The organism is Anseongella ginsenosidimutans (assembly GCF_008033235.1).
GTDB classification, from domain to species: Bacteria; Bacteroidota; Bacteroidia; order Sphingobacteriales; family Sphingobacteriaceae; genus Anseongella; species Anseongella ginsenosidimutans.
Map to the genome: position 1 here is coordinate 2,435,516 of NZ_CP042432.1, position 16,088 is coordinate 2,451,603.

At 51.1% G+C, this 16,088-nt stretch carries 14 protein-coding genes; 6 read left to right on the plus strand and 8 right to left on the minus strand.

Translation table 11 applies throughout. The features are described 5' to 3' along the window. Positions 1-36 precede the first annotated feature (36 nt). The 4 genes from FRZ59_RS19455 to FRZ59_RS10060 form a co-directional block, all read right to left on the minus strand. Positions 37-1,137 carry a DEAD/DEAH box helicase gene (locus FRZ59_RS19455; RefSeq protein ID WP_147698302.1) on the minus strand — a complete coding sequence of 367 codons (1,101 nt, stop codon included), beginning with the start codon at positions 1,135-1,137 and terminating at the stop codon, positions 37-39. After that, positions 1,134-2,771: a DEAD/DEAH box helicase gene (locus FRZ59_RS19460; protein WP_147698303.1), complete on the minus strand. Its 1,638-nt coding sequence runs from the start codon at positions 2,769-2,771 to the stop codon at positions 1,134-1,136. The genes FRZ59_RS19455 and FRZ59_RS19460 overlap by 4 nt, the downstream gene beginning before the upstream one ends. 246 nt (positions 2,772-3,017) lie before the next feature. Next, complete coding sequence (locus tag FRZ59_RS10055; RefSeq protein ID WP_158640599.1) at positions 3,018-3,509, minus strand: c-type cytochrome; 492 nt, start codon at positions 3,507-3,509, stop codon at positions 3,018-3,020. Beyond that, positions 3,506-4,807 (minus strand): PQQ-dependent sugar dehydrogenase, encoded by a 1,302-nt coding sequence (locus tag FRZ59_RS10060; protein ID WP_132129581.1) that lies wholly within the window; start codon positions 4,805-4,807, stop codon positions 3,506-3,508. The genes FRZ59_RS10055 and FRZ59_RS10060 overlap by 4 nt, the downstream gene beginning before the upstream one ends. 210 nt (positions 4,808-5,017) lie before the next feature. On the opposite strand from FRZ59_RS10060, the gene FRZ59_RS10065 reads away from it, so the two are divergent. The 4 genes from FRZ59_RS10065 to FRZ59_RS10080 are packed head-to-tail and all read left to right on the plus strand — an operon-like array spanning position 5,018 to position 9,504. After that, a complete protein-coding gene (locus FRZ59_RS10065) occupies positions 5,018-5,689 on the plus strand; it encodes an ABC transporter ATP-binding protein (RefSeq protein WP_132129582.1) in 672 nt (223 codons plus the stop codon). Between the two features lie 54 nt (positions 5,690-5,743). Continuing rightward, positions 5,744-7,075, plus strand: coding sequence for a TolC family protein (locus FRZ59_RS10070; RefSeq protein WP_132129583.1), 1,332 nt, complete (start codon positions 5,744-5,746; stop codon positions 7,073-7,075). Positions 7,076-7,106: 31 nt separating this feature from the next. Next, positions 7,107-8,474, plus strand: coding sequence for an efflux RND transporter periplasmic adaptor subunit (locus FRZ59_RS10075; RefSeq protein WP_225975017.1), 1,368 nt, complete (start codon positions 7,107-7,109; stop codon positions 8,472-8,474). 28 nt (positions 8,475-8,502) lie between these two features. After that, a complete protein-coding gene (locus FRZ59_RS10080) occupies positions 8,503-9,504 on the plus strand; it encodes an NAD(P)H-dependent glycerol-3-phosphate dehydrogenase (RefSeq protein ID WP_207910303.1) in 1,002 nt (333 codons plus the stop codon). A 57-nt stretch (positions 9,505-9,561) separates the two neighbouring features. Here FRZ59_RS10080 and cysM read toward each other — a convergent pair whose 3' ends face one another. Continuing rightward, positions 9,562-10,446 (minus strand): cysteine synthase CysM, encoded by an 885-nt coding sequence (gene cysM / locus FRZ59_RS10085; RefSeq protein WP_207910304.1) that lies wholly within the window; start codon positions 10,444-10,446, stop codon positions 9,562-9,564. Between the two features lie 12 nt (positions 10,447-10,458). Then, complete coding sequence (locus FRZ59_RS10090; protein ID WP_132129585.1) at positions 10,459-11,262, minus strand: serine O-acetyltransferase; 804 nt, start codon at positions 11,260-11,262, stop codon at positions 10,459-10,461. A 107-nt stretch (positions 11,263-11,369) separates the two neighbouring features. Here FRZ59_RS10090 and FRZ59_RS10095 point away from each other — a divergent pair, with 107 nt between their 5' ends. Continuing rightward, positions 11,370-12,554, plus strand: coding sequence for a proline dehydrogenase family protein (locus tag FRZ59_RS10095; RefSeq protein ID WP_132129586.1), 1,185 nt, complete (start codon positions 11,370-11,372; stop codon positions 12,552-12,554). A 73-nt stretch (positions 12,555-12,627) separates the two neighbouring features. After that, positions 12,628-14,346 (plus strand): lysine--tRNA ligase, encoded by a 1,719-nt coding sequence (gene lysS / locus FRZ59_RS10100; protein ID WP_132129587.1) that lies wholly within the window; start codon positions 12,628-12,630, stop codon positions 14,344-14,346. A 99-nt stretch (positions 14,347-14,445) separates the two neighbouring features. Here the strand turns inward: lysS and FRZ59_RS10105 are convergent, their stop codons facing one another. Both FRZ59_RS10105 and FRZ59_RS10110 read right to left on the minus strand, forming a co-directional pair. Continuing rightward, positions 14,446-14,637, minus strand: coding sequence for a cold-shock protein (locus FRZ59_RS10105; RefSeq protein WP_132129588.1), 192 nt, complete (start codon positions 14,635-14,637; stop codon positions 14,446-14,448). Positions 14,638-14,679: 42 nt separating this feature from the next. Further along, a complete protein-coding gene (locus tag FRZ59_RS10110; RefSeq protein WP_132129589.1) occupies positions 14,680-15,915 on the minus strand; it encodes a DEAD/DEAH box helicase in 1,236 nt (411 codons plus the stop codon). Positions 15,916-16,088: the final 173 nt, after the last annotated feature.

Consider the following 16,088-nt stretch of genomic DNA (forward strand, 5'->3'; position numbering starts at 1 on the left):
TCCGGGGAAAACGGCTGTTCCCTGAGATCGCGGCGCTTAAGCCAGCAGGTATTCCAGGTCTTCCAGGCTCAGCTGTTTCACGAAGCCGTCCCCTTCGCCGATAAGATCGCCGGCCAGTTGCTTTTTTTGCTGCTGCATGCCGATGATCTTTTCCTCGATACTGTCCCTGCATACCATTTTGTAGGCAAATACTTTCCTGGTTTGTCCGATACGGTGACTCCTGTCAACGGCCTGTTCCTGCACGGCGGTGTTCCACCAGGGGTCGAATAAAAAGATATAGCTGGCCGCCGTAAGATTCAGGCCGGTATTGCCCGCCATCAGGCTGATCAGGAATACGTTTACCGGGTTGCTTTCATCCTGGAATTTATTCACCATTTCCATGCGCTCCCGGCTGGGGGTGCTTCCGTCGAAATGATAATGATCAATACCCCGCTGCCTGCAGGCGTCCGAAAGCAGGTGCAGCATGGAGCTGAACTGGGAGAATACCAGTACTTTTCGATCTTTCAGGTCATTGCAAAGCTCCTCCATGAGCATTTCGGTTTTTATGGAGTCCCCGTTGATCCGGTCTTCAGCGGGGAGCAGCAGCGGAGAATTGCAAGCCTGGCGAAGGCGGGTGATCCCCTGGATAATGGCCAGCTTGCTTTTGCCGATACCCTGCTGCTTTATTTCAAGAAAGATGCTGCTGCGGATGGCGCTTTTGATCGTTTCGTACTGTTCCCGCTGTCCGGGGCCCATATTGCACCAAAGAACGGTCTCCGTTTTTTCCGGTAGTTCGGGAGCAACCTGTTCCTTTGTCCGGCGGAGAATGAAGGGTGCAGTCAGCTTTCGCAGGGCATTTGTTTTTTCTTCGTCCCGGTCACGGTCAATGGGATTGGCATATTGCTTCCTGAAGAACTCACGGCTTCCGAACATGCCCGGTACCAGGAAATGAAGCTGCGAATAAAGGTCGAAGGTATTGTTCATTACGGGCGTCCCGCTAAGGGTGATACGCGCAGCGGCTTGCAGGCGGTTTACAGCACGGGTGACTAAAGCATCCGGGTTTTTGATATGGTGGCTTTCATCGATCACGACCGTATCGAATGAGATCCCTGCCAGGAGTTCCTCATCGGAACGAAGAGTGCCGTAACTGGTGATCAATACCTGTGCCGGGGCCCCTCCGGGCCGCTGGCCGTGCGGGAGGCGCCGTGATAAGCCAATGAGTTTATGCCCGGCGCAAATTTTTCCAGTTCCTGCTGCCAGTTGTAGATGAGCGATGCCGGGCAAACCACCAGGTGCCTTGCCGAAGCGTCCTGCTCCAGGCGTTTCAACAGGAAAGCGATCGTCTGAAGGGTCTTTCCCAGGCCCATGTCATCTGCCAGGCAGGCTCCGGCCCCGGTTTCTGCCAGCAGCAGCAGCCATTCATATCCTTTTTGCTGATAAGGCCTTAAGGCGGCCTGCATCCCGGCCGGCGGCGGATAAAGAGGTTCCTGGCGTTCCTGCCAGTATTCCCATTTTTCCCACCAGCCGGCTTTCAGGACAGGCTTAAAAATTTCCGTTTCCGGGCTTTCCCCGCCGCGGGTCAGCGCCATCCAGCGGGGCACCAGCAGTTTGCTTCCCGATATTTTTCCATGCCGGATCAGGGTGGCATATTGAGTTAACCATTCATCGCTCAGGATGCCAAGCGTATGGCCTTTCAGCAATACCGCCCGCTGACCCGCCATCAGCGTTTTTTGTAACGTGCCCAGGGATATCTTTTCTTTTCCAAAAGATACTTCCAGGGTCATCGTAAGCAGTTCCCCGTCTCCCTCTTCGAGCGCCGCCTGCGTCTGCGCCTTATGGGGAGAATAACGGAAATGCTGCAGCATATCCATTCCGGTTAGTTCAATATCCTGTTCCTGCAGCCGGTGATATGTTTTCAGGAACCATTGCTTTTTTTGCGCATCGGCGAAAGAAAGATAAAAATAGCCGTTGCTTTGCTTTTCAAAGGCCGGATGGAGGCTCCTCAGTAATGCCTGGAAATCTTCTTCGGCCTGTTTGTTCCTCCTGATTATATAGGTCCTGCCTCCGCGGTTTATCTCCAGGGTGGCGGTGAAGGGGCCTTCTGCCAGAAAATCATCGTAAATCCATTGTGGGGTCAGCAACAGGAAGGCGCCGTTCAGTTCACTTAACAGCAGTCGGTTTACGGGAAGCGCATCCACACGATCTTCCTCCATCAGATTATTCCTGTTTACGGAATGACTTTCTTCCAGCCTGGCCAGCACATGGTGCGTAAATGCGGCCGGGTCATCGCCGTATAAAGAGGGAGGGTTTTTCTCCAGCCATTCAAGCAGCAGGAAATCCCGGTAGCCAAGCAGGAAATAATTGTTATCCAGCTCAAGCAGGAAATGATACCGCCGGAAATCCGCCAGCGGCCGGGTGTTTCCGCCTTCGCGCGCCGACCTTCCGTCCGCGAGCGCCTGCCCGGCCAATTTCACCTGCACCCGGATATTCAGCCGGCCTTCTTCCCTGATCACATCAAATTGAAGCAGCGGCTTAGCTTCGCTGAACCGGCAGGGAGCCGTTTTATAATTATGGTCCTGCTGCTTTACCCGGTGATACCATTTTACCTGGCCTGTATAAGGTTTCAGTCCGACAAATAATTCATGCAAAGCCCTCAGAGCAGCCTGGCGGTAAAACACATCAAAATCAGGACGGCTGGTCCGGGCGGAATATTTCCTGCGGATGGTATCTTTCAGCTCGCTTATTCCCTTTTCCCCGAAGCGCGGCAGCAGCTTTCTGGCTGCTGCCGGCAAGGCGTCAAACGTTGTTTTGGCTTCCCGTTCACTGAAGCTGAGGATTTCATAATCAATTTTCCCTGCTTCTTTTTTGATATGCAGGGATTTCAGGACACCGTGGTCCGGTAATAGTTGCTGAGGGCCAGTAATATGATCATCGGGCCGCTAAGTAAGTAAAATCCGGAAAGCAATCAAAAAGTATCCCGGTCCGGGATGTGCAAATTCAGATATGCAACACCGGCAGCTTCAACAACCTGCTTGCCGTCAATTCTCCCGCCGGGCGCTGACTTCTTCCGGCAGGATATAGTCTTTGTTGTCTCCGAATGTATAGCGGACATAGCTGAGTACGGAGGCGATTTCTTTGTCTTTCAGGAAATTATGGGTAGGCATCATTTGGTTGTAGGTTTTGCCGTTCACCGTGATGCTGCCGGAAAGGCCTTCGAGGACGATCTCTATCAGCTTTTCTTCATCCGCCAGCCAGGCGGTATCCGTAAGGGGCGGGTACATGCCGGGCACGCCGTTGCCATCGGATTGGTGACAGGCCAGGCAGTAGCTGTCATAGATCTTCTTTCCCAGTATGAGCGTGCTGTCCGGAGGGCTTTTCCCGGCGGAGTCCTTTCCGGCGGGCGAAAGATGTTCCTGCAATCGGGAGGAGTCTTCAGCGGCCGCTTTATTTCCGGCGGTGTCGGCGGCGTCCTTTGAAACAGGCTGGCAGGAAGTGATCGCTGCCAGCAGTAAAAAATAACAAAAGTTCAATTCTCTTCGTTTTTTCCCTCGTAGATCACCCGCCAGATACGTCCGTTTTGCGAGTCGGAAATATACAGGGAACCGTCAGGCCCTTGTGCCAGCCCCATAGGGCGGTATTCCGCATCTCCCGGGCTTGACAGCGAGTCGGTCCCGGTGAAACCTTCGGCAAAAACCTCCCAGTCGCCGGAAGGCTGATCGCCATTAAAGGGAACGAAGGCTACCAGGTAACCTGCCTGCTTGAGGGGCGCCCGGTTCCAGGAGCCATGGAAAGCAATGAAGGCGCCGTTCTTATACTGTTCCGGGAACATGTCTCCATCGTAAAAAAGCACGTCATTGGGAGCCCAGTGGCCTGGAAATGCCATGATAGGGTTTTCCGCCGAATCACAGCGGGCAATTTGCCGGCCGTCTCCGCCGTATTCCGGGGAAAGCACCTTCTTGTTTTGAATATGATCGTAGTAACAATACGGCCAGCCAAAATCGGAACCGTCCCGGACCAGGAAAAATTCTTCGGCCGGAAGCTCAGCGCTTTCCTCGTTCGTATAAAGCTCCGGCCAAAAATTAGCCAGCTGGTCCCGGCCATGCTGCAGGGCATATAATGTATTGACCGATGAATTCCAGTCCAGCGCTACAGCGTTGCGTATGCCGGTAGCATAGCGGTGCCCGTCTTCCTGGGACTGTTTTGTTTGTCCTGCACTGAACCGCCAGATGCCTCCGGCGTATTCAAGGATAGGGCAGGGGTCCTGGCCGGGAGTGCCGGGCGTACGGTCCGGATCCTGACAGGCATTGGAGGGTGCGCCGATATTTATATATACGTTTCCCTGATCGTCAAACGTGAAGGTTTTGGCGGCATGCTGATTCCGGGACGTAAGTCCGTAAGCGATGGTTTCAAAAGCCGCTTCGGGCAGTAGTTCATCGCCTTTAAACGGATACCGGAAAAGCGCGGAATCCGGTGCGAAATACAGGTAATTGTCCCGGATGCCTATCCCTGTGCCGGAATAATCCCCGAAATAACTGATCTGATCGGCTTTTCCGTCGCCGGTAGTATCCCGAAGGGCGGCGATGCCGCCACCTTTGTCCAGGTTCTCAATGGCAACATAAATGTCTCCGTTCTCCCGGACGGTAAGGTGCCTCGCACGCCCAAGGCTATCGGCTACCACCAGGGCGCCGAAATTTTCAGGGAGTTCTATGCTTCCATTATCAGGATCGGCCGCAAGGCCGGCGTTCTGATCGTCGGTTGAGCCAGGCTGACAGCCTGCGGTTGCCAGCACTGCCGCCAGGGCAACCGGTAAGTAATTCCGGGCTTTCATGTTATAAATTTATGAATACCTGATCAAATATTGCAAGCATTGCCTTTAATTTGTCCGGAAATGAACAGGAAGGTGTGCGTTTCCGAACATTGCTTTGTTACTTTGTGGGCTTAGCGGCCGGCAGGCGGGTAATTTTCTTCTGGCCGCAATATTGCGCCTGCTGGCGTCAAACATTGTTTGATTTTACGTTTTTATTTACAATTTTTAAAAATGATCCGCTTAAACGATATTTCAAAATCTTACCCGGCAGGATTCGGACGAGTATATGTATTGCGCCATGTTGACCTGGAGATCAAAGAAGGCGATTTTCTAAGCATAATGGGGCCTTCCGGAGCGGGAAAGTCCACTTTGCTTCATATACTCGGATTACTTGAGGATCCCTCGGAAGGAGAGTATTTATTCCTGGACGAATCGGTACAGGGGCTTAATGAAAAGAAGCGCACTTTGCTGCACCGTGACCATATCGGATTTGTATTTCAGCAATACCACCTGATAGACGAACTTACGGTGTACGAAAATATTGAAACGCCCCTGCTTTATAAGAAACTGGGAGCTTCCGAACGTAAGAGCCGAGTAGCGGATGTGCTGGACAGGTTCAATATTGTCGCGAAAAAAGACTTGTTTCCCAGCCAGTTATCAGGCGGGCAGCAGCAGCTCGTAGGGGTTGCCCGCGCCATCGTAGCCCGTCCGAGGGTCATATTCGCTGACGAACCTACCGGAAACCTGCATTCTGACCAGGCCCGGGAGATCATGAGCCTTTTCAGGGAACTTAATGAAAAGGATGGGATCACTATTGTGCAGGTGACTCATTCGGAAGAAAACGCCGGTTATGGGAAGCGTATCGTGAATTTGAAGGATGGTGTAGTAATAACCCGTAACTAAAAATTTACGGCAGTTGAAATTTAATACATAAAATTATTTATATACTTGTGCCACATGATTACACATTACCGTTATTTCGCTTTGGTACTCGGCCTGTTTTTTTTAAGCGGGGAAGCGGCTGCCCAGCAAAACCTGACCCTGCTTGAATGCATTGATTATGCCCTTGAGAACAACCTGGAGATTGAACAGGCGCGGATAAATGAACGGCTTTCGGAGGTGGATGTACACCAGGCTAAAATTGACCTCTTTCCGGATCTGAACGGGTCGGCATCGCATAATGTCAGCTTTGGCCGAAGCGTGAACCCGATTACAGACGTAATCGATGACCAGCGGATAAGTGCGGGAAACCTGGGGCTTAATACGTCCCTGCTGCTGTTTTCCGGTTTCCGTCAGCTGAATGCCATTGCCCAGGCAAAGTACAATATGATGGCCAATCAAAGCGCCGTGGAAAGGATCAAGCAGCAGGTCATGGTAAACGTGGCCGCCACTTTCGTGCAGGTACTCTATTCCAGGGAGCAAATGGCTGCCACGCAGGAACAGGTTAATATCAGCAAGTCCCAGGTGGAGAACGCGCAGCGCAAAGTAGATGTAGGTACCATTCCTATGGGCGATTTGCTTCAGTTGAAGGCGACGCTTGCCAATGACGAGCTTACCCTTACTCAGGCGATCAATACTTATGAAATTAATTTATTGGATCTTAAAAACTTTCTGAATATAAATCCTTCCACTCCTTTCGGGATTGAAGTGCCCGCCAACGTGGATCTCTTGCTGGAACAGATCAAGACGGATTATTCGCTTTCCGAGGTGTTTACCAGGGCCGTGGAGATCAATCCTGCCATGCAGGAGGCCGCTAACCGGCGCCTGGCTGCGGAAGAGAACCTGCAGATAGCCCGGGGAGGCTTACTGCCATCCTTATCCTTTGGAGCCGGATTGGGAACAAGGTATTCCAATGGCACCGATTTCACGATAAACGACCAGCTGGATCAGAATTTCAACCAGTATTTCGGCTTCCAGCTCTCTATTCCTATTTTCAATAAATTTCAGGCACAAAATACGATTAAACGCGCCCGGCTGAACCTGGAAGGCGCCCGTATCACGGAGAATACAAACCGCAATGAACTGAACCAGATCATTGCACAGGCGCTGGCGGATCTCCGGGCGGCGGAAAAAAATTATTCTTCGGCCCTTCGTGCCTTTGAATCATCCAGGCTCGCATTCGAGTACAGCCAGAAGCGATTTGACGTCGGCCTGACCAATGCCATTGATCTGAATCTTTCAAAAACGCAGCTTGCCCAGGCAGAAGTGGACATGCTGCAATCCAAATACGATCTTATTTTCAGGAGTAAAGTAATTGATTACTATCTTGGGAATAGTTTGGCATTTTAACATGAAGAAATTAAAGCGTACAGGTTATCATATGAGGCGAACAAATTTTTTTATCATACTATTAACGACCCTGTTTGCCGGGGCCTGCGGAAATAAGAAGGGAACAGAGGTGGCCGTGGAGGCTGCCACAGGGCGGAGTATTACGGAAACTGTTTCAGCCAGCGGGAAGATCCAGCCCGAAGTGGATGTCAAGCTCAGCCCGGAAATTTCAGGAGAGATCACCGAACTGAATGTGAAGGAAGGCGACCAGGTGAAAAAAGGCGACCTGCTTATGCGTATTCGGCCTGAAATATACGAGTCTACTGTTAACCAGATGGCTGCCGCTCTTAACCAGGCAAGGTCCAACACTGCTACCGCGCAGGCAAGGCTGAGCCAGTACGAGGCACAGCTTGCGGGTTTGGAATCCGCGTTTAACCGTACCCGGCAGCTTCACGAAGACAAAGTAATATCCAACGCTGAATACGACCAGGCTGTTGCTGACTATGAAGCCATGAAGGCGCAGGTGACGGCGGCCAAGCAGGAAGTGGATGCCGCCCGCTTTAACGCAGCCGCTGCCCAGGCGAGAATGAAGGAAGCCAATCAGAACCTGGACCGTACTATTATTTATGCGCCGGTTGACGGCACGGTTTCCAAGCTGAACGTGGAAATAGGTGAAACAGTACTTGGAACCTCTCAAATGACGGGTACCGAGCTGATGCGGATCTCTAACCTTTCCAGCATGGAAGTGCTGGTGGAAGTGAATGAGAATGATATTACCCGCATTTCCGTGGGTGATACGGCGGATATTGAAGTGGATGCTTTTCTGGGCGAAGAATTTACGGGTGTGGTTACGGAAATTGCCAGTTCGGCCAATAACGTAGGTTCTGCTACAGACCAGATCGCAAATATCGACCAGGTAACAAATTTCAATGTAAAGGTGCGGATCCTGCCGGAATCTTACCAGCACCTTATGCAATCAAAAAGTACGGACCTGCCCTCGCCCTTCCGGCCCGGGCTTTCCGCCTCGGTTGATATCCAGACAGAAAGAGTTGCCGGAACAGTCAGCGTACCCATCCAGGCGGTGACCATCCGGGATGAATCCGGCCGGAACCGGAACACGGAATCGCGTCCCGGGCAGGAGGAAGAAAAAACTACGGAAGAACAGGAAGCGCCGCCTGCCGATAGCGGCGAAGAAAAGGTCAGGGAAGTAGTGTTTATCCATAATGAAGCGGAGGGCACTGTTTCCATGAGAGAAGTAGTAACGGGAATACAGGATGACCAGTTCATAGAAGTGAAATCGGGCCTTGAAGAAGGGGAGAAGGTAGTGGTTGCTCCTTTTCTGGCAATTTCCAAAACGCTTCGCGACGGATCGAGTGTCCGGATCGTGGAGCGGTCTGAATTATTTTCCGGGGAAGAATAAGCAGCTGCAGGCGGCAAACAGGGAAATTGTGGAAAAAAGTACAACAGCAGTCATCGGTGGCGGAAGCTGGGGTACCGCCATTGTAAAGATACTTAGTGAAGCCCCCGGCGGCTACCCGGTTTCCTGGTGGATGCGTAACCAGGACCAGATCAATCATATTGTCAAATTCGGAAGGAATCCCTGGTACCTGAGTTCAGTAGACCTGGACGTGGACAGGAAGCACATAAGCAATGATCTCAGGAAGGTTATTTCCGGAGCGGAAACGCTTATCTTCAGCGTACCAGCCGCTTTTCTTAAAGATGCATTGAAAGATATCAGGCCCGAAGACCTGCAGGGAAAAAGGGTGGTTTCGGCAATTAAAGGCTTCGTGCCTGATGATAATATGATCGTCGGCGAGTTCTTCAATAAAGAATTCGGGGTTCCTTTTAGCCGGCTGGCCGTGGTTACCGGGCCCTGCCATGCGGAAGAGGTAGCCCTGGAAAAATTGTCCTACCTGACTATTGCCTCGAAAAACAGGACGCTTGCCCGGTCAATAGGCGCCCTGTTTTCAGCCCGTTATATCCATGTTAACGTATCGGATGATATTTATGGGACGGAATATGCCGCAGTGCTAAAAAATATCTTTGCGATCGCCAGCGGTATTTGCCACGGACTTGGATACGGAGATAATTTTCAGGCTGTGCTTATCGCTAATGCCATCCAGGAGATCAAACGCTTTGTGGACGCGGTGCATCCCATTGACCGGGATATTAAGGAATCGGCCTACCTCGGTGATTTACTGGTAACGGCATATTCACAGTTCAGCCGCAACCGTACTTTTGGAAATATGATCGGGAAGGGATATTCCGTGAAATCGGCGCAGATGGAAATGAATATGATCGCCGAAGGTTATTTTGCTGTAAAATGCCTTTACGAGATCAACCGGCAATATGGTATTTCCATGCCTATCTGCGAAGCTGTTTATGCTATTCTTTATAAAAATAATTCTCCCGCCGCGGAGATCCGCGCGCTGTCCGGAAAATTGAAATAGGCACGGTGCCGGTTAACCGTAATGTGCCAGGTACTTTGCAGCGCTGGCAGCGCGGTATCAGCGGAACAGGTCGGAAGATAAATAGCGGTCGCCCCGGTCGCAGACGATGCACACAACTACTCCTTTATCCAGTTCTTCCGCTACGCGCAGGGCTGCCGACACGGCGCCGCCGCTGCTCATCCCGCAAAATATCGCTTCTTCGCGGGCCAGGCGCCGGGTCATGATCATTGCTTCATCCTGCCATATTTCCATAATCCTGTCTATCCGTTCGGCTTCGAATATCTTGGGAAGGTATTCTTTGGGCCATTTCCGGATGCCGGGGATGCGGGCCCCTTCCGCCGGCTGGCAGCCGACTATCTGGATCTGAGGCCGCTGCTCCTTCAGGAAACGGGAAACTCCCATGATCGTTCCTGTAGTTCCCATAGCGGAAACAAAGTGCGTGATCCCTCCTTCGGTATCCTTCCAGATCTCCGGCCCGGTAGTGTGGTAGTGCGCAAGATAGTTATCGGGATTGGCAAACTGGTTGAGCATCAGGTAACCTCCCTTTGCTACCTGTGCGTTGGCATAATCAATGGCTCCTTCCATAGAATCCTTCGCCGGAGTAAGCACGACGCGGGCGCCAAAAGCTTCCATCGTGAGGACCCGTTCCTGCGTGGCATCCTCGGGCATTACCAGTTCTATTTCCACGCCAAACAAGCTGGCCATCATGGCAAGTGCAATACCAGTATTGCCGCTGGTAGGCTCAATCAGTTTAATTCCAGGCTGAAGTTCTCCCCGGTCAAGGGCGCCCCTGATCATACCGTATGCGGCGCGGTCCTTTACGCTGCCTCCGGGGTTATTTCCTTCCAGCTTTGCGTATACTTTGACATTGGGGTTTGGGTTTACGTTCTTCAGGTTGACCAGCGGTGTATTTCCCACCAGGTCTAAAAGGCTGTAGATCATTCTAAAGTATGGTTAAGTAAGGGCCGTAACATCATTTGACCTGTAATAGATACGCGAATAAGGAGGGACACTCTTGATCAGCCACACATTACCACCGATAACACTATGATGCCCCACCGTGGTTTCCCCTCCAAGGATGGTCGCCCCGGAATAGATCACCACATGATCTTCAATGGTAGGATGACGTTTGCTCTTGGCCATTGCCTTGTCCACGCTTGCGGCACCCAGGGTGACGCCCTGGTAGATCTTCACATAATCGCCGATCACTGTTGTTTCCCCGATGACAGCTCCGGTGCCGTGATCAATGCAGAAATGGGAACCGATGGAGGCTGCCGGATGAATGTCAATCCCGGTTTTAGCGTGGGCAAATTCGGTAATAATGCGCGGCAGCAGGGGGATATTCAGGCCGTAGAGAACATGAGCGATCCGGTAAAAGCCAATCGCATAAAAGCCCGGATAGGCCCTGATCACTTCATAAGGATTGGAAGAAGCCGGATCGCCAAGATGGATCGCTTCGGCATCCTGAACCAGGTGCCGGTAAATATCCGGGAGCGCTTCCATGAACTGCCCGGCCAGGTTGGCCGCTCCCCCGGGCAGGGCAGGCTGTATATCCAGCAATAACCCTTCGAGGAGCCGCCCGATGTCCTGCACGGCAGCTCCCAGTGATTCTGGGGAAGTAATCACCTTCCCGTTATGTTCCGGGAATAATAAATTCATCAGCTGCCGGCTGAAATCGCAGATCCGCTCGCTTGACGGATACGTATTTACTGCCGCATTCCTATGCCTTTGCGCCAGTTCTTCTAATAATCTGTTCATCGCCTCCCTAAGCTTACGCTGCGAAAATTACGCATAAAAATTGAATAGAAAGGGCGCAGTCTTATCTTTGCGCCCATATTTGAAGTAATAACCAATATTTCGCCTGTATGTTCGACAATACCGAGATCGCTTTTTCGCACCTCAGCGATAAAGCGTTAAAAAAAGCCTGGTGGCTCTTTAAAGCTATTAATGTGAATTTCCTGGTGAAGACGGGACCGGCGCTCACCAATTTCGCCCTTAAAGCCGGCCTGCCGGTGCTGCCGCTGATCCGCAGCACTATTTTTGCGCACTTCTGCGGCGGGGAAACCATTGAAGAATGCGAGGACAATATCGCCAACCTCTGGGAATACGGAGTAGGGACGATCCTGGATTACTCCGTGGAAGGTGAGAAAACCGAAGCCGCCTTTGAGCAAACCGCTGCCGAGATCATAGCAACCATTCACCGGGCCCGCAAAGATAACAAAGTGCCCTTTTCCGTTTTTAAAGTAACCGGTATTGCCCGTTTTGAGCTGCTTGCAAAGATAACTGCCGCCGAGCCCCTGTCAACCGCGGAGTTAGAGGAATTCGACCGCGCTGCCCGGCGTGCGGACCGCATTTGCCGCGAATCCTTTACCGCCGGGATCCCCGTCCTGGTAGATGCCGAAGAAAGCTGGATACAAAGTGCCATAGACCGGCTTGTACTGGACATGATGGAGAAATACAACCGGGAAACTGCCATTGTATTCAATACCTACCAATTATATCGTAATGACAGCCTGGATATACTGAAGGCCAATATTAAAACCGCCGGTGAAGCCGGGTTTTACCTGGGCGCCAAGCTGGTACGGGGAGCGTATATGGAGAAAGAGCGGGAACGCGCCGGGGAAAAGGGCTATCCTTCGCCCATTCATGTCACGAAGCAGGAAAGTGATCGCGATTTCGACGCGGCGGTCGCCTTCTGTCTTGATCATATACAGCAGGTGGCCTTTATGGCAGGGACCCACAATGAAACCAGCTGCAGGAAGCTGGTAGAACGTATGAAGGAAAAGCAGCTTTCTCCCGGTGATAAACGTATCTGGTTCGGGCAGCTGCTGGGAATGAGCGACAACATCAGCTTTAATCTCGCTCACGCCGGCTACAGAGTGGCCAAATATGTGCCTTACGGACCCGTGAAGTCTGTATTGCCCTATCTTTTCCGTCGTGCCCGCGAAAATACCGCCATTTCCGGGCAGATGAGCAGGGAACTCCGTCTGGTAAACGAAGAACTCCGGCGCAGGAAAGATGAGCGCAAAGTGAACGTCATTAGCGCTTAACGCCACCAGTGTTTAACCCGCGTTTTTTGCAGTCAGTTTCGTAACTTGCGCCGTTTTATTTTCAGGACGAATTATGACAGAATTAAGCGAACAGGAACAGCTGCGCAGGCAAAGCCTGCAGGACCTGAGAAAGCTGGGAATAGATCCCTATCCCGCCGGCAGATACGACGTAACCGCCTTTGCAAAAGATATTAAGGAGCGGTATACCGAAGGAAGCAAGGCGTTTGAACAGGTTTCGCTTGCCGGGCGGATCATGAGCCGGCGTATTATGGGAAGCGCCTCTTTTGCTGAATTGCAGGATTCCAGCGGAAGGATACAGCTTTACCTGAACCGGGATGAGTTATGCCCCGGAGAAGATAAAACATTCTATAATACCGTTTTTAAAAAGCTGCTGGATATCGGTGATTTTGTCGGGGTGAAGGGATATGTGTTTACTACAAAAACGGGTGAAATATCGCTGCATGTGAAGGAACTGGAAGTGCTTTCCAAATCTTTGAGGCCGCTTCCCGTTGTAAAGCGCGATGAAGAGGGTAACATACATGATGGCTTTACCGATCCGGAGCAGCGTTACAGGCAGCGTTACGTGGATCTCACGGTGAATCCCGAGGTAAAACGCACTTTTATTATCCGCTCCAGGCTGATCAATACCATGCGCCGTTTTTTTGATTCCCGGGGTTGGCTGGAGGTGGAAACACCTATTCTCCAGGCTGTACACGGCGGGGCCGCTGCAAGGCCTTTCAAGACCTATCATAATACCCTTGATATGCCGCTCTACCTGCGTATCGCCAATGAGTTATACCTGAAACGCCTTATCGTCGGGGGGATTGACGGCGTGTACGAGATTGGCAAGATGTTCCGCAACGAAGGCATGGATCGTACCCATAATCCCGAGTTTACTTCCATGGAGATCTACGTGGCCTACAAAGATTATCTCTGGATGATGGAAATGGTGGAAGAGTTGCTGGAAAGCCTGGCGACCGAACTCCTGGGAGGTACAAAGGTTAAATCAGGCGACCGGGAAATTGATTTTAAAGGACCCTATGAGCGGCTCACCATGTACGAGTCTATCCGTAAATACACCGGTATAGACGTTTCGGGCATGGACGAAGCCACGCTGCTGAACACCTGCCGGGAATTGGGAGTGCCGGCGGATGCTACCATGGGCCGCGGTAAACTAATTGATGAACTGTTCAGCGAAAAAGTGGAAGATCATCTTGTGCAGCCTACCTATATCATTGATTATCCCCTTGAAATGACTCCGCTGGCAAAAAAGCATCGCCAGGATGAAGGGCTGGTGGAACGCTTTGAACTATTCATAAACGGGAAAGAGATTGCGAACGCTTATACCGAGCTGAATGATCCCATTGACCAGCGCAGGCGCTTTGAAGAACAGCTGGAGCTTGGAAAAAGGGGAGATGAAGAAGCGATGGCGCTTGATGAGGATTTTTTGCGGGCCCTGGAATACGGAATGCCGCCCACTTCCGGGCTGGGTATAGGTATAGACCGGCTGGTAATGCTCCTGACAGGGCAGAGTACGATCCAGGAGGTGCTTTTCTTCCCGCAAATGCGGCCTGAAAAGAAAGAGAAGGCACTATCTTCTGAAGAACTGGAGAGCGCCGGCGTTCCCGCGGAGTGGGCTCCGGTTATTCTGAAAATGGGTTTTAAGAACCTGAAAGAATTAAAAGCGGCCAATCCTAATAAATTCTTTAACGACCTTGGCGGAATGCGGAAGAAAATGAAGCTGGACCTGAAAATGCCCGCCCCGGAAGATGTTCAGAACTGGCTGAGCTAGTATTTGCCTCACCAACCGCCCTCTTACCGGCGGGATAAAAACAAAAAATGCTCCGGTGCCTGAAAGCTCCGGAGCATTTTTGTTTAAGACTTAAAAAAATCAGATGCGTTTTACATTTACTGCATTGATACCTTTCGTTCCCTGTTTAAGGTCGAATTGTACCCGGTCATTTTCCTTGATGTGGTCAATGAGGCCAGTGCTATGTACGAATGTTTCCTTTGCAGAGTCGTCATGTTTAATAAAACCAAATCCTTTGGCTTCGTTAAAGAACTTTACCGTTCCTGTTTCCATGTTAAAATTGTTGAAATTGTTGATTGTTATAATAAAAAAGAATTATGCAATGCGCCTGCCAGCCATAGCGGGCCTGCGCCCACGCTGTCTGAACGGGTTTTTGTTGAACACAACGGGCTGCTTTTCAGCAATCTCGATGTGCATGTGAAAAGGATGGTCTTCCTTTACCGGAATTTCTTTCCTTATCAGCTTGTGAATACTCTTGAGGTACGGGCGTTCTTCCCGGTCGCAAAAAGAGAAGGCAATACCGCTGGCGCCTGCGCGTCCGGTACGGCCAATCCGGTGAACATAGGTTTCCGGCTCATTAGGAAGGTGGAAATTGATTACGTGCGAAAGCTCGTCAATGTCAATTCCCCTGGCCGCAATATCAGTAGCCACAAGTACCCTCGCTTTGCCGTTCTTGAAACGCTCCAGGGCTATCTGCCGGGCTCCCTGTGTTTTGTTCCCGTGGATGGCGGCTGCATTTATTCCTACACTGTTCAGGGATTTTGCCAGTTTGTCGGCACCGTGTTTCGTACGGCTGAAAACCAGGGCGTTTTTAATCGGCTCTTCCCTCAATATGTGGAGTAAAAGATTAAGCTTGTTGTTTTTTTCTACCATGAATATGCTCTGCTGCACGGTTTCACATGAAGAAGAAACCGGCGTAACGGCCACATTCACCGGATCCCGGAGAATCGTATTGGCCAGCTGCCGTATGTCAGAAGGCATAGTAGCGGAAAAGAAAACGTTCTGCCTGGCAGGCGGAAGCTTAGCGACTATCTTGCGGATATCGTGGATAAATCCCATATCCAGCATCCTGTCGGCTTCGTCCAGGACAAAGAAACTGATCGAATCCAGTTTAACGACTCCCATTCCCATGAGGTCAAGGAGCCTTCCGGGTGTTGCCACCACGATATCAGGATTCCCGCGCATGGCGCGGATCTGCTGATTTTTAGGCACTCCTCCATAGATCACCGCATGCCTGAACCGTAAATTCCGGCCGTAGCTGCTGATAGATTCCCCGATCTGGATGGCCAGCTCGCGGGTAGGAGCAAGAATAAGCGCCCTTAGTTTATTATTAGGATGCTTTGATACCAATGCCCCTTGTTCCAGCAACTGCAGCATGGGAATAGTAAAAGCAGCAGTTTTTCCAGTACCGGTCTGCGCCGCGCCGGAAAGGTCGCTTCCCTGAAGTAAATGGGGGATGGACTGTTCCTGTATAGGCGTAGGATTAGTATAACCCTCTGTTTCTAACGCCTTTAATATAGGCGCTATGATATTTAATTTGTCGAATGTCATGATTTGTTAAAATGCATAAATCTTCCGACCGGGAATAAAGGCACCGTCATGAAATCGCTTGACAAATCGTCCGTGGGTAAAGATTTTCTTAAAGCAGAAACCGGCGGGATATAACGGAAGGAAAATGAATTACTAATTGTTGTTTTATTTTTATCTGTCACAAAGATACAACA